Annotated in this window: 16 protein-coding genes; 8 read left to right on the top strand and 8 right to left on the bottom strand. The window is 57.7% G+C overall.

All coding sequences use genetic code 11. The features are described from left to right. Nucleotides 1-19: 19 nt before the first annotated feature. The 3 genes from IPK17_RS23270 to IPK17_RS23260 all read right to left on the bottom strand — a co-directional run bounded on the left by IPK17_RS23270 (nucleotide 20) and on the right by IPK17_RS23260 (nucleotide 3828). A complete protein-coding gene (locus IPK17_RS23270; protein ID WP_343420090.1) occupies nucleotides 20-1372 on the bottom strand; it encodes an MFS transporter in 1353 nt (450 codons plus the stop codon). A gap of 53 nt (nucleotides 1373-1425) precedes the next feature. After that, nucleotides 1426-1926, bottom strand: coding sequence for a PadR family transcriptional regulator (locus IPK17_RS23265; protein ID WP_343420089.1), 501 nt, complete (start codon nucleotides 1924-1926; stop codon nucleotides 1426-1428). A 159-nt stretch (nucleotides 1927-2085) separates the two neighbouring features. Next, a complete protein-coding gene (locus IPK17_RS23260; RefSeq protein WP_343420088.1) occupies nucleotides 2086-3828 on the bottom strand; it encodes a beta-N-acetylhexosaminidase in 1743 nt (580 codons plus the stop codon). A 156-nt stretch (nucleotides 3829-3984) separates the two neighbouring features. On the opposite strand from IPK17_RS23260, the gene IPK17_RS23255 reads away from it, so the two are divergent. The 3 genes from IPK17_RS23255 to IPK17_RS23245 all read left to right on the top strand — a co-directional run bounded on the left by IPK17_RS23255 (nucleotide 3985) and on the right by IPK17_RS23245 (nucleotide 7415). Beyond that, nucleotides 3985-4821 carry a hypothetical protein gene (locus IPK17_RS23255; RefSeq protein WP_343420087.1) on the top strand — a complete coding sequence of 279 codons (837 nt, stop codon included), beginning with the start codon at nucleotides 3985-3987 and terminating at the stop codon, nucleotides 4819-4821. 449 nt (nucleotides 4822-5270) lie between these two features. Then, a complete protein-coding gene (locus IPK17_RS23250) occupies nucleotides 5271-6539 on the top strand; it encodes a GNAT family N-acetyltransferase (protein ID WP_343420086.1) in 1269 nt (422 codons plus the stop codon). Nucleotides 6540-6602: 63 nt separating this feature from the next. Beyond that, nucleotides 6603-7415, top strand: a complete 813-nt coding sequence (locus tag IPK17_RS23245; RefSeq protein ID WP_343420085.1) for an alpha/beta fold hydrolase — start codon at nucleotides 6603-6605, stop codon at nucleotides 7413-7415. 34 nt (nucleotides 7416-7449) lie between these two features. On the opposite strand, the gene IPK17_RS23240 is transcribed toward IPK17_RS23245, so the two are convergent. Beyond that, entirely contained in the window at nucleotides 7450-8268 is an 819-nt protein-coding gene (locus IPK17_RS23240) for an endonuclease/exonuclease/phosphatase family protein (RefSeq protein ID WP_343420084.1), read from the bottom strand. A 79-nt stretch (nucleotides 8269-8347) separates the two neighbouring features. Here IPK17_RS23240 and IPK17_RS23235 point away from each other — a divergent pair, with 79 nt between their 5' ends. Continuing rightward, entirely contained in the window at nucleotides 8348-9049 is a 702-nt protein-coding gene (locus tag IPK17_RS23235) for a hypothetical protein (RefSeq protein ID WP_343420083.1), read from the top strand. A 93-nt stretch (nucleotides 9050-9142) separates the two neighbouring features. Here the strand turns inward: IPK17_RS23235 and IPK17_RS23230 are convergent, their stop codons facing one another. Next, nucleotides 9143-9556: a PPOX class F420-dependent oxidoreductase gene (locus IPK17_RS23230; protein ID WP_343420082.1), complete on the bottom strand. Its 414-nt coding sequence runs from the start codon at nucleotides 9554-9556 to the stop codon at nucleotides 9143-9145. Nucleotides 9557-9643: 87 nt separating this feature from the next. Here IPK17_RS23230 and dgoD point away from each other — a divergent pair, with 87 nt between their 5' ends. Then, nucleotides 9644-10792, top strand: coding sequence for a galactonate dehydratase (gene dgoD / locus IPK17_RS23225; RefSeq protein ID WP_343420081.1), 1149 nt, complete (start codon nucleotides 9644-9646; stop codon nucleotides 10790-10792). 69 nt (nucleotides 10793-10861) lie between these two features. Here dgoD and IPK17_RS23220 read toward each other — a convergent pair whose 3' ends face one another. Further along, nucleotides 10862-11764: a glycerophosphodiester phosphodiesterase gene (locus IPK17_RS23220; protein ID WP_343420080.1), complete on the bottom strand. Its 903-nt coding sequence runs from the start codon at nucleotides 11762-11764 to the stop codon at nucleotides 10862-10864. Nucleotides 11765-11973: 209 nt separating this feature from the next. Between IPK17_RS23220 and IPK17_RS23215 the strand changes: the two genes are divergently transcribed. Both IPK17_RS23215 and IPK17_RS23210 read left to right on the top strand, forming a co-directional pair. Continuing rightward, a complete protein-coding gene (locus IPK17_RS23215; RefSeq protein WP_502748967.1) occupies nucleotides 11974-13890 on the top strand; it encodes a D-apionate lactonase family protein in 1917 nt (638 codons plus the stop codon). A 21-nt stretch (nucleotides 13891-13911) separates the two neighbouring features. Next, a complete protein-coding gene (locus IPK17_RS23210) occupies nucleotides 13912-14511 on the top strand; it encodes a DUF1349 domain-containing protein (protein WP_343420078.1) in 600 nt (199 codons plus the stop codon). Nucleotides 14512-14523: 12 nt separating this feature from the next. Here IPK17_RS23210 and IPK17_RS23205 read toward each other — a convergent pair whose 3' ends face one another. Continuing rightward, nucleotides 14524-15615 (bottom strand): LLM class flavin-dependent oxidoreductase, encoded by a 1092-nt coding sequence (locus IPK17_RS23205; RefSeq protein WP_343420077.1) that lies wholly within the window; start codon nucleotides 15613-15615, stop codon nucleotides 14524-14526. A gap of 22 nt (nucleotides 15616-15637) precedes the next feature. Beyond that, on the bottom strand, nucleotides 15638-17287 hold the full coding sequence (gene pgi / locus IPK17_RS23200) for a glucose-6-phosphate isomerase (RefSeq protein ID WP_343420076.1): 1650 nt from the start codon (nucleotides 17285-17287) through the stop codon (nucleotides 15638-15640). A 516-nt stretch (nucleotides 17288-17803) separates the two neighbouring features. Here pgi and IPK17_RS23195 point away from each other — a divergent pair. Beyond that, entirely contained in the window at nucleotides 17804-19501 is a 1698-nt protein-coding gene (locus IPK17_RS23195; protein WP_343420075.1) for a PKD domain-containing protein, read from the top strand. Nucleotides 19502-20050: the final 549 nt, after the last annotated feature.

The following is a 20050-nucleotide window of genomic DNA, read 5'->3' as shown; positions in this document are numbered from 1 at the left end:
TCAGGTCATGCGCCGCTGATTAGGCGGGCGCGAGGTTTCTCTTGCCAAGTGTCATTATAGCCACACCGCAGAGAACCGCCAAAACGATTCCGCCAATCAGAAACGGCGCGGTCGAACCAAGTACGCTGAAGGTCGTCCCACCAATGATCGGCGTCACCGCGTTCGCCGCGCTCACCAGCGCTGAACTCACCCCCAGCGTTGCGCCAATATCGCCTTGCCCCACATTTTTGGTGATTAGGCTGTTGATACTTGGCGAAAGTATCCCACCGCCAATCGCCGCCGGCACCATCGCCACCAGAATCCAGCCTAGGCCTAACCAACCATTATTGCCATCATCGGGGATGCTAACCGATACTTCTCCCGCGGCAGCATCGCTGTCATTCTGGGTCAGTTCTTCCACCATGACCGTGCGCGAGTACCACGGAACCGGCTGCGCAGGCGTGATCGCCGTCAAGATCAGACCTGCCGCCAGCAGCGCCAGCCCCGCGAAGATCAGCTTACGTTCGCCAAAGCGTCGGCTCCACTTGCCGATAAAGTAGCCCTGCACCATGACCAGCACCACACCGACGAACACAAAAATCACCGCGTTCCCGGAAGCATTGATGCCGAGCCGATTCAACGTAAACAGGGCAATTAGGTTCTCAAAGCCGCCAAAGATCAACTGCTGAAAGAACATCAGCACCAGCAGCAGCCCGACGACTGGCAGCCGCAGCGCTTGAAAAATGTTGCTGAACACAGAACCCTTGTTGCGTTTCTCCCCCTGATTGCGCTTGTCGGCAGGCAGTGTCTCCTTGAACCAGAAGGTCGTCAGCAGCACCGAGAGCAGCGAAAAACCCGCCGCGACAAACGCCGGGACATGATAATCGTTTCCGCCAATGGCCAGCGACGCAAACGCGATGATCGGCCCAATGATGAAGCCCAACCCGAAGGCAGCCCCCAGCAGACCCAAGCCCTGCGCGCGGGTCTTCTCCGTCGTGCTGTCGGTGAGCGCGGCCTGCGCAACCGCCACATTCGCTCCCGACAGACCATCGACAATGCGCGCCAGAAAGATGATCGGCAGCGCGTTCGCCACGCCGAGAATGATGAAACCGATGAATGTCCCCAACTGGCTGATGATGAGGATCGGCTTGCGGCCAAAGCGATCCGAAAGTCCTCCCAGCAGCGGCGCGCCGATGAATTGCATCAAGGGATAGGCCGTCCCCAAAGCGCCGATCACGACTGGGTCCGCCCCAAATGACGCCGCATACAGGGGCAGTAGCGGAATGATGATCGTCAACCCCAGTAGATCAACGAGGATAATGACAAAGATCGGTAAAATACGTTTGAAGTCCAGTTTTTCTTGTTGTGCTTCTGCCGTGAGTGTTTCAGCCATGTGCCCTGTCTTCCCTCTGCTCCTATCCCATTAACGCTGACAAAGGTGTCCTGCTACCCTAACCGGGCGATCACCTCATCCAGCCAATCCAATTCCGTTTGTAGATGGCGTGCTCGGTGCTCAATCACCAACTGCGAGCTGCCTGCATGGACGGGAATCGCGCGCACGCCTTCCAGCTCGTCGGCGAGAGCCATTCGGCGTACCTGCAGAAGTTCGCACGCCTCTTGCGGCGGCAGCACATCGAGAAACGTCAGACCGATGTCCCCTGTAAACCGCGCAGGATGATGTTCGGTGAGGTTTTGCCGCAGCAGTCGCTGAAATACGGCTTCACCCTCGGCCGTTACCTGATACACGCGCCGCGGCGGGCGATTGCCCTCTTGCATTTCCGTCTGCGGAATCCAACCCTTCTCCGCCATTTTATCGAGAAGAAAATACGCGGTCGGCTTCTTCAAGTCGACGCACGACCCCATATTTTGATTGATGAACTCATGTAGCTGGTAGCCGTGCATATCAGCCCGGCGCAGCAAACCGAGCAGCAGCAGCTCGCGTTCCATATTCACTCAATTCTGATTAGTCAACTTTGACTATAAGTCGAAATTCTAGCAGGTTGATCAGCGCTGTCAATAGCGGGGCCTGCGTGTTAATGTGTTTTGATGTGTTCCACAGAGGAGCAGAACCGGGGCTGAGCGCGTGCCAGCCCCGGTGAAATCACTTTACTTCTGGTAGCTGCTTAAGGCGTCTTCAAACCACTTGAGGCTGTCGTTCAGACCACCGGGGCGGCTCCGTTGGAGCCACAGCGCCCGCTGGCGTTCGACCAGTTCACTGAGTTGCGTGTATAGGTCTGCGTCCGGCTCTGGGGCCTCGCCAAACTGCCGCAGCAGGCGCTTCGCCCCATGGAGGAGCAGTTCGCCCGCCACTCTGAACTCTTCTTTGACCAGCCCATCTTCTTTCGGATCACGAAGTCGTGCCGCTTCGATGCGACCCAGAATCACCTCAATTTGCTCCATCGCCCCGCCGACCACATGAACTGGCAGTGGTTGGCTCGGATCGGCATATTTCTCGTACCGTTCTGCATTGCGCGCATCTGAACTCTGGAGCATTTGAAACAACCATTGACTGTTGCGCTGTGGCAGCGGGATCAGCTTGTAGATGTTGCCGAGATCATACGCAACCTGTCCCATGACGTCCGCCGCATCGTCGAAGGCAAACCGATTTAGCGTCGCGGGAACATCCATGTCGACATTGGCCGCATAGCACCAACTCACCCCTGCGCCGTACGCAAACCCTAGGTAACTGACGGGCAGCGCCTGCCAATGGCCGTTATCGCCCCAATCTGTATTCAGGTAACCGACCGCATGATATTTGAGACCATGCTCCGCGGCTCGCCGCAGATTCCCCATCGTGTTGTCAGTGCGCCCGGCGACCGTGTTCCAGCTTGATGTCCCCGGACACACGTAAAACGGCAAACCGGACGCGCTGACCATCTGACATTGGGTTTCAGCGGGCTCGTAGTCTTCGTAGCCCCACACCAGCGGAATGATGTCTTTCGGCAATTCCGGCACAAGATCCGGGTGCTGCGTGATGATGTCCGCCCAGAATTGGACGCGCTTACCCTTCGCCGTGATGTGGTGATACAGCTTCAGCAGGTAATCCAGATATACGCGTCCGCCCTTTTCGGCGACCAGTGCGGCATTCTTGCCCATCCCCAGCTCAAACGGCTCATCATCGCAGATGTTGACGAACTCGCTACTGAAATTTGGTACCAATTCGTCAAACAGCGAGGCGACCAGCTCAAAACTGCGCGGATCAGACGGATCGAGCGTTGCGGGTGGTCGCAGCGTATTCATGACATCCCACGGCGCGATGAAGCCCTCGGGCTTTTCGGCGAGGTCTCGATAGCGCGGGTGCTTCAACCAGCGCTCCATGTGGCCGAGACAGCTCTGGCACGGCACGAGATCGATGTACCGTTCGTTGCAGTAAGCGTCGAGCGCCTGCACTTCCCCTGCTGTGAACGGCGACGCATCTTTCCACACCTCTTCATGCCCGGTGTAGGCAAAGGTGTGCTCCATGTACAACTGCAGCTCGTTGATCTTCCAGGCCGCCAGCTTATCGATCAACGCATAGAGCGTCTCCATCCGCTGGACACGATCCCGACTGCAATCAAGCATCACACCGCGGCGCGGGAAATCCGGCGCGTCATCGATCACCAGCGCCGGGAGCGCGTTCCCATACTGCTGCATTAGTTGATCGAGCGTCAGCCGTCCATAGTGTGCGCCGACGGGAGTGCTGTGCCGCAGCGTCACACCATCCGCGGCCACCGTGAGGTGGTAACCCTGTTCTGGAATGCTCGAATCATGGACTGTAACCAAAACTTCAAGTGGATTGCCGTTAAAGATCCCGTCACGGAGTTCGAGCTGGCGGGGTATCGGCAAAAGGAGAGGTGTTTTCACATGCATGATGAAATCGTTTTTCGCCTTACAATGTTCCTAGCGTTGCCGTCAACCATACCGCAATCCGGTCAAAATGTGAACGAATTGGTTTGAATTTGCGTCCCCGGTTCGAATGCGCTTAAATGAGCGACGTTGCATTCATAGTCCTAACGGATACACTCCATGTCAGCCCGCCATCACGCTCTCTTCAAACGCTTTCCGCTGACCAGCACCGCGCAACTATCGGTCGGCATTGTCCCTGTCCCCTACCACATTTACGATGGTTCCGGCATTTTTGTCGGTGGCACCGCGGATCTGTCCGCGGTCACTGATCTGCTGCGCACCGAACAACTCACCCCACTCCGGACGACGGACGATCGTGCGTTGATGGGCATCTGGATCTGTGATTTTGTCGACGCCAGTCTCGATCCGCACCATGAGCTCCAATTCTCGATCTTCGTCTCACGTGGTGCGTCCGCGCCCATCCCTGCCCACCCGGTCGGACTGCTCTCTGCCATGCTCACGCGCCCCGATCTACAAATGCTCTGTCATGGGTTGTGGAATAACACTCCGAAGGTCGTCGCCTACAACCGCGAACTTCTCAGCCTCAATGCCCGATCGACGACGAGCCAGATCGTCCACACAGCGACCAGCGCAAGTTTCAGCTTCGCCGACTCATCGACGGGTCAGGCGCTTCTTCATGGGCAGCTTGCGGTACCACATCGCACCAGTCCCGCCCTGACTCGCGCTCTGCTGTCACAGATGGGGTTTCTCCGAACCCTCCAGGTTACCTGGCAGCCCGCCGTTCGCATGCAAGTCGTGAACCCACTCGGCGTTGGTCTGACGCACAATGGCATTGCTGAGGCCTATACGAAAAACGCCACGAATATTATCCGCGAATTCGACTCGTCGACCGATCAACTCACAATTACCTCCCTGCCCTACGCTAACCTCGGATTCCGACCGCAGATCATCCAATTCATGACCGGCTTCAAATTCGTCTACCTTAATCCGCGCTGACAGGTCGCTGACTACGCAAGCTGCTTGTTGACAGTCCCAAAAATCGGCGCATAATGGAATCAGTAATGCAACAAAAGTAGAAAGGGACACCGAGCCTATGATTGTGCTAGACGAAGAACAATCGCATATGCTTGCCCTTTCGCCCCTTGCGGCTTAAGGGGCATAAACCTCGGAACGAGGTTTACGGCGAAGTTCCAACATGAGTGCGTTGACCATCCAAAGGTCAGCGCACTTGTTTTTTGTCCATCCTACGCACCCCGGCGTTGACGAATCGTCCCGTGCTCGCTACACTTACCTCCATGTTGACTATAGGTATGGCTCAAGTCCTCTAAGCCGGAACTCGCACAATCCGGCGCAGCCCCTCCACCAGCACTGATGCTGGTTTTTGTGCTTCCTTGACAATTCTCACCCAATTGCAAACTGTACCTGACCTCAAGGAGTCACCTGCGGTGTTCAACGCCTATACCCCCTTCCACCAACCCCTCGATAACTCACTTGTACTTCACTCTATCCGTGATATCGCTGACGCCGAGCGCCTCGCCGCGTTCAATGCCAGCAGCTTCGGCACTGATGTTGGCACCATGTCGCGCGCTCTGATTCTCCAACATCCCGCCGCCCGTCCCGATTACTGGCTGTACATTGAAGACACTTCCAGCGGCGCAATTGTCTCATCACTCTGCCTCATTCCGTGGACGTGGCGCTGCGAAGAAGTAAGGCTCCGCTCGGCGGAGATGGGTATTGTCAGCACGCATCCCGACTACCGGAATCGCGGCCTCATCCGCGCGCTCGACCAGCGTTTCAAAGCCCTGCTCGCGCGCGACGAGTTCGATCTCAGCCACATTCAAGGCATTCCGTACTTCTATCGTCAGTTCGACTATGAGTACGCCATACCCCTCGAATTGCACTGGGAGCTGGAACTCCGCCGCCTGCCTGACGGAGACCCCGATCAGCCCCTGCGCACGCGCCGCGCTGACCGTGCTGACATTCCCGCGCTCATGGATCTCTACGCTGACGCCACGCGCCACCTCGACATCACGACTGTGCGCTCCGCCGCAGGCTGGCAGTACCTGCTCGAAAACAGTGTCGGCACGGCAACCGAGATCGAGGTCTGGCTCATCCTCGATGAGTCGAATGAGGCGACCGGCTACTGCTGCCTGCCGAAGCAGGGCTTCGGCGACGGCCTGATCGTCAGTGAAACCTCACGCTTGAGCGCTGCCACGGCGGACGGACTGTTCGGATGGCTTAAGTACATCGCGGCGGAACGCGGTAAACCCTACGTCCGCCTCAATCTGCCCGCCACCAGCGATCTGGTGCAGGCGGGTCGGCTATATGGCGCCGCCTTACGCGACGACTACGCCTGGCAAATTCATATTCCGGATGCGGCTCGTCTGCTGCGGAAACTGACGCCCGTATTGGAACGTCGTCTCGCCGTCAGCCTGTTTGCCGACCTGACTGAAACCCTGCCTATCAATTTGTACCGCGACACCGTCGAATTGCAGTTCGAACGCGGTAAACTCATCTCGGTTCAGTCCATTGGCGCGGGTGATACGTGGGGCTTTCGTTTGCCGCCACTGCTGCTCGCACCGCTCGCGTTAGGCTACCACAGCCGCGCCGAACTGCGGTCGATGTATCCGGATGTCGGGATTTGGGGACGCAACCAGCAGCTTGCCGATGTGCTGTTCCCTAAACTGAACAGCTTCATCTTCACCAATTATTAGACCACGACGCGCTGACTCGCAGTTACCCGGTCAGCGCGTCGCCGCACCCTTTGGAGGTTAGCCATGTCTCAGCGTAACTGGCAGTCCGGCGAGGTGACCAGTAATGGTCTGCGCCTGCATTACACCCGCACCGGCGGTGATCTCCCGCCGCTCGTTCTCTCGCACGGCTTCACGGACAATGGCCTGTGCTGGACGCCCCTCGCCGACGCCTTGCAAGCTGACTTCGACGTGATCATGCCCGACGCGCGGGGTCATGGCCTCTCCGAAGCGCCCGAGGACGGCTACGATCAGATGTCACAAGTCAATGATCTAGCTGGCCTCATCCACGGTTTGGGGTTGAAGCAGCCGATTTTGCTCGGTCACTCGATGGGCGCGGCCACCACGATGACACTGGCTGGCACTTATCCCACCGTCCCTCGCGCTATCATCCTCGAAGACCCGCCGGATTGGTGGACAGCTCCGCCGCAGCCTGCCGGTTTCAACGACGGGATCCCGGTCGTCAAGAGCAAAACACGCGAGCAGCTCATCAGCGAGCAGCAGGTCGCCACGCCGGGATGGTCGCTAGATGAGATTGAGCCGTGGGCGGACTCTAAGCTCCAGTTGAGTTGGAATGCGCTCAATGTGCTCAAGCCCGGCAACCTGTCGCTCGATTGGACGGCGGTTTTTGGGAAGATCACCTGCCCCACGCTCTTAATCCCCGCCGATCCGGCGGTCGGCGCCGCCATTGGCCCCGCTGGGATCGCGTTCTTGCAAACGCTCATCCCGCACATCGAGGTCGCGCCCATTGCCGGAGCCGGGCACAGCGTCCGCCGCGATCAGTTCGAGGCGTATCTGCGCGTTGTTCGCGCCTTTCTCAACCGCATCGTCGCAAGTTAGTCGATTCTGGGGCGCAGGCACCTGCGCCCCCTTGTTAGGCGGTCACGGTCTGGTGCGACCATGTGAAGCACGTTTCAATGCCGAGATGATCCGACAGGAACACCACGCGCCCTTCAACCGACACCTTGCTCTCAAACTTGAGTTCCGCTTCCACATTTAGCTGAAGATTCTGCGGCGCGCGGTACAGTGTGAAATCAATCGGCGCCCCATAATGTCGTCCCATGCCGCTGTACGGACGAAACGTCGGACGCATATCCCCGCTCAGCGGATCAACCAGCCCCGCCGCGGCGAGCAGTTCGTCATACAACCAGGATCCGCGCGGGATATTGAAATCTCCACATACAATCACCAACCGTTCGGCGGGCTGCGCGTTGACCAGCTCCGCGATCTGCATTAGTTCGGTGTATTCCTGTTTGGCGAAGGGGTTGTTCCGCGTCCAGTTACCCATGTAGTTGGCGGTCAAGTGCGTGTTCAGCACCGTGATCGGCACCCCAGCTACCGTCAGATCGGTTACCAGCACGCCCTTATGCAGAATCCAGTCCATGACCGCCGGGGTATACCACAAGCCCCGCTCGTGAAAAAGCCGAAATTCGTGCTGATCGATGCTGGTGCGCGCCAGCGTGAGCAATCCGCCTTTCGGGGCATGCACGAATCCGGCATAAGCTTGCGCGACATAGCTGGTTTGGCAGCTGGTCGTCAGTAGCTGACGGTAGCGATGCGTCTGGACTTCCTGCAAGCACACCAAACCGTAAGGCGCTTCGTTCAGAATCCGGCTTAACGTTCGCAGGCGTGCTCGGGTATTCCAGCCCGGCACGCCGAAACAGTTTAGAGTGAGTAGTGAAAATGTGTCCATTCGCTCAACTCTGCGTTACCCTAGACTCAACTGCGCTCTCCATCCCCGCCCCAAACTGTTCACCTAGGGATAGGCACACATGAGTCGAACTTCCCCTGTCCGCCGCCGTCAACATCTGCTGCGTTATGGTCTCTGGTTGCTCGTAGCGCAGACCGCCTTCGCCAACCGCCAGCACTATCGTTTGGTGACAACCTGGCTGCCACATTTGCTGACCAACAGCCTATCGCTGCTGCTGCCTGATGCGCTGCGTCTGATCTTCTCATCGCGCCATCGGTCGCGCAATCTGATCGAAGCGACGCTTCTCACGATGGTGCGGGACAACCCGCGCTACGCTGTGTATGTCGCGCCATTGGCGCTCGGTTACATCGTCTCCCACCCTCGCTTCAACATCTACAAGGGCAAAATGGGGGACTTACGTGTCGCGGGCGTCGGCCTTGACGCTATTCCCCATACAGCGACCGCCTTCGCCTTCTCTGCGCTAGCCGCTGACACGGTCGATACGATGGGTTCCCACGCTAACTATGCCGGCTTGCTTGCCGCGCTGCTCCGGCGTAGTCAGCAAAGCCCCGAACTCATCTCACTTACCCTGCTCGCTTTGATTACCTTGAACTGGGAATACGGCGAATACCAGATGCAGCAGTATGAACTAGCCCGCGTCAGTGACCCGACAGCCATCAATATGCAGTGGACACCCACTGATACCGCCCGCGATGTGGTCTCCAACTTCCTCGGCTGGCTGCTCGCCATGGTGTGGCGGCGCTCCAAGCAGCGTGAAAAGTGAAGTGCTTCGCCCGCAAATCTGCGCAAGCGCGGTTGGCTATTTGTAGAGACGCACTGCGGTGCGTCTCTACACCCCTAATCTTCGAAGCTTGAGTTATGCGTAACTCGTGTTAACCTTCAAAACTTCGATCTTGTAGGTTACCCGGGTCTCTTTTCCGCGCATCGCTTCGTTGCGGGAATAGTAATCCGTGACGCCGCGATACTTCGCGCTGAGGGCATTGATGTGCTCCAACGCTCCCTCTTCCGTCTCGACTGCCACGCGCCCGCGAATCTCCATCCAGTGGTACATGTTGTCGGGCGCAATCGCCAGCAGCGTGACCGGCGACCCAATAGCCATGTTCTTGTCCTTTTGGCGGCCACGTGCCGTATTGACTCGGATGTACTCCCCGTCATAATCAAACCAAACGGGCGTCGCCTGCGGCTGCCCATCCGGCATCATTGTCACCAGTGCAATGGCGACTGGCTTATCAATCAGATCGTGGTGTGAATTTGGAATTGCGACTGCCATGAAACCTAGCCTCCAGAATCTCAATGCATATCAGCCACTGGAAATTGAGGCATAAGTATAGTTTCGTCGTCCCTGTGGAGTAAACCCATGAAGATAACTTCTCTTGAAACGTTCATTGTGCCGCCGCGCTGGTGCTTCCTCAAAATCGCCACTGATGAGGGACTGGTTGGCTGGGGTGAACCCATTGTCGAGGGTCAAGCCGCGACCGTGGCCGCCGCCGTCCACGATATGAGCGATTACCTCATCGGACGCGACCCCGACACCATCGAAGATATCTGGCAAACACTCTACCGCGCGCGTTTCTACCGCGGCGGGCCGGTCAGCATGAGCGCCATTGCCGGCATCGATCAAGCCTTGTGGGATCTCAAGGGTAAGCGGTACGGTCTGCCCATCTACCAACTGCTGGGCGGCGCCGTCCGCGACCGCATTCAGGTCTACTCCTGGGTCGGCGGAGATCGTGTCAGTGACGTCGTCACCGCGGCCCAGGATCGCGCCACGCAGGGTTTTTCCGCCGTGAAGATGAACGCCTGCGAGGAACTGCATTACGTCGATAGCTACGCAAAGCTCGAAAGCGTCGTCGAACGGGTCGCGTCTGTGCGTGCTGCCCTCGGCAGCGGTTTCGGCATCGGCGTCGACTTTCATGGTCGCCTGCACCGCGCGATGGCAAAAGTCCTCGCCAAAGAGCTTGAACCTTATCATCTCATGTTCATCGAAGAACCCGTCTTATCAGAGAACAACGACGCGCTGCGCGAAATCGCCGCGCACACATCGACACCCATTGCCACCGGGGAACGCATGTTTTCGCGCTGGGATTTCAAGCAGTTGCTGCAGCAAGGCGTGGTTGACATCATCCAGCCCGATGTATCGCATGCTGGCGGCATCTCCGAGACACACCGCATCGCGACGATGGCCGAAGCTTATGATGTCGCCCTCGCTCCGCATTGCCCGCTCGGCCCCATTGCCCTCGCGGCCTGTCTGCAAATCGATGCCATCTCGCCGAATGCCTTCATTCAAGAGCAAAGCTTGGGCATTCACTACAACGTCGGCAATGACCTGCTCGATTACTTGGTCGATCCGACCGTGTTTGACTATGCCGCGGGCTACGTGACGATCCCATCGGGGCCGGGGCTCGGCATTCAGGTCGATGAGGAGAAAGTGCGCGAGATGGCGGCCATCGGCCATCGCTGGCGTAACCCTATTTGGCGGCACGCCGACGGCTCGATCGCTGAGTGGTGATCCGGCGCAGAACCCAATGCCCAGCCAGCAAGCTGGCCTCGGGTTCTGCCTGCCGCGATGGCGCTATCCTCACGCCTGTGCTTGCAGCAGTTGCCCGAGTGCCAGCGGCGTATTGCTCGTGAACAGATCGACGCCCGCGTCGCGCAGGCGCGGTGCATTCGCCACGGCGATGGGTTTGTCTACATCCATCGTCCATGCATCCAGTTTCACATCGTTCTGCCGCAGCCACGCAGCCATGTTGAACCCTTCATCCAGGCCGCGCGCGATCAGATGATGGCTCACATACCATGTGCTCGCTTCGGGGACCTGCCGCAGTAGTATCTCACAGCGTTCCGCCAGATACGCTGCATTCGGCAGCAGCCGTTGACGTGCCAGCACGTGATCGTCGTAGTAGCCGTAACTGCCTAGGTGGAACGGTGGCTTGCGCGCATCGACCTGCCAGGCGGGATCGCGCCATTCGAGGTACAGGCCGATGTCAAAGCCGATATCCAACCACGAGGCCAACCGCCGCAGCCGCCGCAAATGCCAATCCGCGTAGGAGCTGACGATGACACGATCCCCGAGCGGCTCGACAATTCGGATCACCCGCCGCAGCCATTCGTCGTCGACGGTGGGATTGATCGCTTTGTAATCGAGCTGCAACCGGGTTCGAGCCGGCGCGCCCAGCATGGCCGCTACCACCTCAGTGAGCAGCGCGGGTACTTGATCCGAAACCACACTGCCGCCGCGCTGTTTGAGCTGCAGCTTCTTCGCTGCCTCCGGGGTGCACTCGCTGACCCGTCCCTGGCCCGTTGTCTCGGACTCCAGCACGTCATCATGGACGAGCAAAAAGTCTTCGCCTGCCAGTGGCATGATGTCAACTTCAATCGCTGCAGCATTCGCCGCGAGGCACGCCTCAACCGCATTGAGCGAATTCGGCGGGTTATGGGCAGCATCCAGCGCCGCCATGTGATGTACGATCTGATAATGCATTCGGCTCGACCTTTCGGGAATGTTCGCCTTCGCGCACCTATCCGCGGCTTAGGCACGGCGCTACCAGGATCAACTGCAACTGTTACTGTGAATTCTACTGTTCACCCTTATTATCCACGATTTTCTTTGACAGGCAGCGTGAAGCCGACCACAATTGTGCCTATTCATGCAAATGAGTCTGCGCCGCCTTGTTCCCGCAGGAGCTAAAGATGCTTCCCCGAATAGTTACTGGCACTTCGCAACCCAGTCCTGAACGCACTACTCTGCGGGCTGGCCAATTGACCATGGAGTACGAAACCGGGCAGCTGCGCTATATCCGCCTTGGCTCCCACGAGATCATCCGCGGCATTTATGCCGCCGTCCGTGACCAGAACTGGGGAACCATCCCGTTCGAACTCCGTGACTTGAATATCGACGTCCACGCCGACTCGTTCACGATCACCTTCACCAGTCACCACCAGCAGCACGACATTCACTACGTCTGGCTCGGCTCGATAACAGGCACGGCGGACAACACTATTCGCTTCACTTTTGCGGGCGAAGCCCTCTCCACCTTCAATCGTAACCGCATTGGCTTCTGCGTCCTGCATCCGATGGCGGTCTCCGGCCAGTCCGTCAACGTCGAGCACATCGACGGCACCACGGAACGCGGTGCCTTTCCGGTGTTCGTTCAGCCTCACCAACCCTACTACGAGGTGCGCGCGCTCACTCATGAAGTCCTCCCCGGCGTGCGGGCCGAGGTGCGCATGGAAGGCGACATTTTCGAAATGGAAGACCAACGCAATTGGGGGGATGCCTCGTTTAAGACCTACTGCACGCCGCATGATTGGCCGCTGCCAGTGCTCGTCACAGCGGGAGAGCGCGTCAGCCAACAGATCACGCTCCGCCTCATCGGTGATCCAGCCAGCCTTGTCGTCGAGCCGCAGGCGTCCGTGCTGCATCTCGACGAAACCGCTGTTATCGACCTCCCGCCGCTGGGTCTCGCCAGCGAAGCCTATCCCGAGCCGCTCACCCCGCGCGAAATCGACCGTCTGCGTGCGCTCAGGCTCAGCCACATCCGCTATGACCTGCATTTCGCCACAGGCGGCCTCCCGCAGTTCGATCGTGTCCGCCCAACGCTCGCGCAAATCAGCCAACGCCTCGAACTGGTTGTGCATTTCAGCGCTGGTGACGCTTTCTCCGCCGAACTCACCGCCTTGAACGACTATCTTGAGCAGCATCCAGTCACAGGCGACCTCATCATCTTCCGGGATGAGGAAAAGGTGACCTCGCCGGACACGTTTCGGGCCGCCGCCGGCGTGCTGAAGCACTCACGCCTTGGCTTGGGCACCAACGGCTACTTCACCGAGTTGAACCGCGAACGCCCAGCCGAAAATCTCGCCGACATTGTCGTCTACCCCATCAATCCGCAGGTACATGCCTTCGACAACGACACCATGATCGAGAACCTCTCTGGCTTCGCTGCCGGGGTGGCGACCGCCCGCGCCTTTCTCGGCGCGCATTCCCACCTGCACATCAGCCCTGTGACGCTCAAAATCCGTTGGAATCCCGACGCCGTCGCCCCCGACCCGGATCCACCCCCCGGCGAACTTCCGCGCCGCGTTGATCCTCGGCAGGCATCCCTGTTCGGCGCGGGCTGGACGCTGGGAGCTATCGCCTCACTAGCACACGCAGGCGCGCTCAGCCTCACGTTCTACGAGCTGGCCGGGTGGCTCGGTGTGCTGGAACGGGCCAACGGATCGCCCCTGCCCGACCGTTTTCCCTCTGTCCCGGGCGGCGTCTTCCCGATGTACCATGTGTTCGCTGCTGTTGGTGAGTTCGTAGGTGGTCAGGCCCTAGGCTTTACCTCAACCCAGCCCAAGCTGATCAGCGGCCTCGCGCTCGACCACGATGCGCGGCGGCGTCTGCTCATCGCCAATCACACCGCCGACCGCCAAACCGTCACCGTAACTGGCGTGCACGGTTCTTGGACGCTGACATCCCTCGACGAGCACACCGCCGACCAAGCCGTTCGGAACCCGGAAGGGTTTCGCGCTGCGCCCGGTCAGATGGTGGCCGCCGCTGCGGGTGCCCTAACGCTTGAATTGCTCCCGTACGCTTTCATTCGCCTTGATCAACGTCATTAGTCCGCTGCTAGGAGACCTTCTATGAGTACCTTTACGCTGCCGTCCATCCCCACCCCCCTTGATTGGCAGATCGCGCCGCTCGACTGGCAGATCGATCCCGCGCTGACGATCAAGGCTGGCCCCAAGACCGACTGGTTCATCGATCCCAATGGCACCTTCCGCATTGGCACTGCGCCGAATGCGCTGTTCGCTGCTCCCGATTCGAACTTCACGCTCAGCGCCAAGGTGACGGTCGATTTCGCGGCGACCTATGATGCTGGCGTGCTGCGCATTCACGAGCGGGATGACCTCTGGGCGAAGCTGTGCTTCGAATACTCGCCGCAGGGCCATCCAACAATCGTCTCAGTGGTCACCCGCGGCTATTCTGATGACTGTAATTCGGTGCAGATTGCGGGCAATACCGTGCATCTCCGCCTAGCCCGCCTCGGTGATGCCTTTGCCTGCCATTACTCGCTTGACGGGCATTACTGGCATCTCGTCCGGTACTTCACGTTGGGCAAGCTCCAACTGCCGCAGTTCGGTTTCTCATGCCAGTCACCGACCGGGAACGGCTGTACCGCGGTCTTTGCGGATATCCATTATCAGCCGCGCAAACTGTCCGACCTGCGCAACGGCACATAGCCAACGGACGGGTTACGACGCAGTCGTCGCGACCCGTCGCGCGATTTCGGCGCGCACAACCGGAGCCACCTTTGTGCCAAACAGCTCAATCGCATGCATGATTTTGGCATGAGGCAGCGTGCCCACGCTGAGTTGCAGCAAAAAGCGTTGATGCTGGAAGAGACTGTGCTGGAAGAGAATTTTTTCGATCACGTCATCCGGGCTGCCCACAAAGTTGGCTCCACGCAGTGTCGCGGCCGCTTCGTACTGCCCACGTTGCATCGGCGACCAACCGCGCTCCCGGCCAATCTTGTTCATCACTGCCTGTACTGCCGGGAACGAATCATCCAGCGCTTCTTGGCGGGTATCCGCGATGAACCCGTGCGAATTGATGCTCACGGGCAACTCGGCGTGACCGTATGAGCGCGCGCTGCGCCGGAAGAGTTCAACGAACGGTGTGAATCGTTCCGGCATCCCGCCAATGATCGCCAGCGCCATCGGCAGGCCGCGGCTCGCCGCCCGAACCACAGACTCTGGCGTGCCGCCGACCGCGACCCACACCGGCAGCGGATTCTGCAGCGGTCGGGGGTAAATCCCGAGGTGATCCAGCGCCGGGCGATGCTCGCCTTCCCACGTCACGAACTCGCTCGCGCGCAGCTTCAGCAGCATATCGAGCTTCTCGCTGAAGAGCACGTCATAGTCGTTCAAGTCATAGCCAAACAACGGAAATGACTCGATGAATGACCCGCGCCCGGCCATGATTTCGGCGCGTCCATTTGAGATCAGGTCGAGGCTCGCAAAGCGCTGAAACACACGAACTGGATCATCTGAACTCAACACCGTGACAGCGCTGCTCAGGCGGATAGTCTTCGTTCGTGCCGCCGCCGCTGCAAGTATCACCTCAGGTGCCGATGACACATATTCCACTCGGTGATGTTCGCCCAATCCGAATACATCCAAACCCACCTGATCGGCGAGTTCAATCTCCTCCAGCAAGTCGCGGATGCGCTGCCCCGGGCTCACCGCCTCGCCAGTCCGCGGGTCAGGCGTTACCTCGGCAAACGAATACAGTCCGAGTTCGAAGCGCTCCGTGGTTTGGCTGGCCTTCTCTGGCTGTTGTGTCACTCTGTTCTCCCATCAGGTGCGACTAGCGCATCTGCTTATATGCGTTGATTAATCCGTTCGTCGACGCATCGTGCGTGGTCACCGGGTCTTCGCCTGCCAGTTCCGGCTCAATCGCTTTGGCGAGCTGTTTGCCGAGTTCCACGCCCCATTGGTCAAACGGGTTGATATTCCAGATCACACCTTGGGTGAAAATCTTATGTTCATACAGCGCGATCAGCGCCCCCAGCGTTTCGGGCGTCAATTCGCGGTACAGTATCGAATTCGTCGGTTTGTTGCCGGGAAACGTCTTCGCCGCGACCAGCAGTTCCGGCGGGTTGGACGTGCCGCCTGCCCTCAGTTCAGAGCGCGCTTCATCCGCTGTTTTACCTTTCATCAGCGCTTCCGTCTGCGCGAAAAAATTCGCCAGCAGAATCGGGTGATGCCTGCCCTGCCCTCCGCCTAATGGATTCAACGTGCGCGCTGGTGCGAGGAAGTCGCACGGAATGAGCTTCGTTCCCTGATGTATAAGCTGATAAAACGCGTGTTGTCCATTCGTCCCCGGTTCCCCCCAGATGATCGGCCCAGTACTCACATCGACTGGTTCACCATCCACAGTGACACCTTTGCCATTGCTCTCCATATCGCCCTGCTGGAAGTACGCCGGGAACCGCGCAAGGTACTGGTCATAAGGCAGAATCGCGTGGGTTTGCGCCCCGAAGAAGTTGTTGTACCACACGCCGAGCAGCCCCATGATGACCGGGATGTTCGCTTCGAAGGGTGCGGTGCGAAAATGCTCATCGACTTTGTGAGCGCCGCTGAGCAATGCCTCGAATGCATCCATACCGACGGCCAGCGCAATCGACAGCCCAATCGCCGACCACAACGAATACCGCCCGCCTACCCAGTCCCAGAATTCGAACATATTCTCCGGATCAATACCGAATGCTCGTACTTTCTCGGTATTGGTCGAGATCGCCGCGAAGTGTTTGGCAATGGCCGCCTCATCTTGGGCCGCTTCTAAGAACCACGCGCGCGCCGAGAGCGCGTTTGTCATGGTCTCCTGTGTTGTGAAGGTCTTCGACGCAATCAGGAACAGCGTGGTCTCCGGATGAACCAGGCGCAGCACTTCCGCTAGATCCGTCCCATCGACGTTTGACACGAAATGGGTGTGCACATCACGTTTGGCATAATGCGCCAGCGCCAGCGTCACCATTTTCGGTCCCAAATCCGACCCGCCAATCCCGATGTTCACCACATCGGTGACCGCCTTGCCGGTGTAGCCCTTCCATGCGCCGCTGCGCACCGCTTCACTGAAAGTGCGCATTTTGGCCAACACTCGGTTCACGTCCGGCATAACATCCACGCCGTCCACGAAGATCGGCGTGTTCGCCCGGTTGCGCAGGGCGACATGCAGCACCGCGCGCTGCTCCGTGACATTGATCTTCTGCCCACTGAACATCGCCGCGATCTTGTCCGCCAGATCAGCCTGCCGCGCGAGGTCTAGTAAGAGCCGCATCGTTTCCGTTGTGATGCGATTCTTGGAGTAGTCGAACAGAATATCGCCTAGCCGCAGTGAAAAGCGCGTAAAACGTTCAGGATCATCGGTAAACAGGTCGCGCATCTGCTGCTCGCGTACCTGTTGATAGTGGCTGGTTAGTGCCATCCATGCCGGGGTGTGCGTCAATCCGCCCATGAACTCGGTCGCTCCTTGTTGATCGGGTCGGCCTAAGTTACCCTAACAATATGCAAAAGCAATTTTCTTAATCGAACAACATAGTGAAAGTAAACCTCTTCCCAATTTTGTATAACTTCTCAATTGTCAAGGAAATTCTACTCGACTTTCGTTTGTTGTTGGTTATAAGATGATGTCTACAGGGGCAGAAATGCACCAATAGAACGAGGTATGAGGGAGAACACATTGTTTGAATGAGCAAACTTTTGTGAGAGTTTTCTAACGAACGCATCTCCCACTTCCCCTCAGTCGCACAAGAATAAAATAAAGACACGTCCAACAAAGTACAAATTTTCACGGCAGGCTAATAGAAGATTGTTGTGGAAAATTCAGCTCTGTCGTATGCTTTCTGTAGTGGCACTGCGTTTGTTTCTTTGCAGAGATTGCCGTCGTCGTAGTATCTAAAGTCAGTTTCCCGCAGTAATTGACCACTGCGAATAGAAGTTGCACCGCTGTTATGAAGGAGTACATCGCGTAATGTACGGGAAACGTCGTCGTCATTATCGGCCTATGGCCCACGTTATTTATCTTCTGATTGTCTTTCTTGTCGCATCAGCCGTTTTGTCGCAGGCCTCAACGCCGGAGCCAACTGCTGATCCACTCTCAACGGCAGAGGCGACGGATGTTGTATTAACACCCGCTCCTCCAGATCCGGCGCAACCTCAGGAAACCGCGACCATCGAACCGCAGCAATCTTCGGTGACGCCTATTCCGACAATCGAAGCAACCGTTGAGGTCACACCCGAAGCTCCAACGGGCGACGCTATCCCGACTGTCGAGGCAACCCTCGAGGTCACACCCGAAGTAAGTGCAGAAGCAACCGAACCAGCAGCCGCTGAAGCGGATCTGATCATTATGCCTCTCGCGGTTCAAACGTTCTGTGAGATGGAAATCACGGACGCTGGCGATTCCAATGCCTACACGTACGCATTCAATGCGATCAACACGAGCAACATTGGTTCGTATCTTTGGAATTTTGGGGATGGCAGTCCGACTTCAACTTCTCCAAACAATGTTCACACTTATTCTACCGCTGGCAGTTTTGCCGTCACCTTGGTTTGCACGCCAAACAACAGCCTTCCAGACATCAGCCTAACTGGCGGCGTCAGCATCAGTTCGGGCTTGATGGCAAACTTTACTTTGACGCCCTCTACGCAATTTACGGGCGTCCCCTTCACTATTGTGACCGTCAATACCAGTATCGGCAGTCAGCTAGCGTACAGTTGGGCGATCAGTACGAATAGCGATCCCTTAATTGTCGGGGATTACATTTTCACATCGACCCAGGAAAACTTTAGCTACACCTTCAGTAACACGAGCGTGCCGCTACCACTTACCCTCTATGTTTTTCTCACCGCAACCGATGGCTCAGGTACGAGCAGTTCCGCTGTACAGTCGATTGTTATCGTTCCGCCACCACCGCTTGCTGACTTCAGTGTCACGCCAATTGTTGGTCCCGCCCCGCTCACTGTAACAGTTGCTGGGTCGGATTTAGGCGAGGGACCGATTGACACGGTTCAATGGGACACGGACGGCAATTTCGCAACAATTGAGGCAGTCGGCTTTGGCCCTCACAACTTCACATTCAATGCATCCGGAACTTACAATGTTACGATGCGCTATCGTGGGCCGGGTCTTGCGCCAGGCACATACAACACCGTTATGCGTCAGGTCGTAGCTGCCGATCCGGCATCGACAGTCAATGCGAATTTCACATGGCAGTTGATTGGAGCGTCCGGCGGTGGCGTCGAAGTCTGCTTCACCAACACCAGCACCGGGTCAGTTGCGAGTGCTGTTTGGGATTTCGGTGATGGCTCACCAACCGTTAGTTCGCTGGCTTCAGTCGTCTGTCATATTTACACCAGTACCGACATCTTCACCGCGCGTCTAACGGTCGCTAATGCCGATGCTACATCAACCTCGCAAGCGGCTTACGCGATCAGTGTCATCGAACCTCCTGTTGCATCCTTTTCGGTGAACCCGGGAACCAACATCACCTGGGGAACTCGTATCAACCTGACGGATACCAGTACTGGCACCTATGACACTATCGAATGGGATCTCGACGGTGACGGCAGCTACGAGACGACAACTGCGAACCCGACGAATATCGCTTTGACAGACCTCGGCGCAAATCAATTCGGCTCCGTATTACGGATAGCGCTTCTGGGCTAAGTTCTTTCGCCGAAGCTACGGTAACGGTTTCACGCCTTGCTGTAACCTGCTCAATTGCGGGCAACACGAATGTCGCGCCGAATTCCGCAGCCCAGACCTACACTGCTAGTGCTACCGGCCTGACAGCCACTGGTTTCCCTTCTCGTACTATCAATTATGAGTGGACTGTAACCGGGAATGGATCAGGTCTACCGCTGAATCAATCAGGTGGAAACCTCAACATTGATTGGGACACAGTAGGCTTTGGTGCGTTCACGATTCAGCTGAACGGTATCACCAGTGACGGCGCTCAATGCAATGACACGATCACGGTAAATCATAACTTCGACGCGCTCGTCTGCGACATCGCTATCAGCCCGTCGACTCCGCAGTATCCCGATGGCACCAGCTACACCCTGTCTTATACCCTAAGCGGAACGAATGGTCGAACAGTTACCGAAGCACGCTGGTACCAAGGAACAGTTCCCAATCCCAATCCCAACAATCCTGGCGATTGGGTATTCGTAGGCACAGGAACGACTTTCCCGTTCACCAATAGCTCAAGCACGC

It is taken from the genome of Candidatus Flexifilum breve (genome assembly GCF_016713355.1).
The sequence above is the reverse complement of the archived record's forward strand: the minus strand, read 5'-3'. Positions and strand labels throughout refer to the sequence as shown.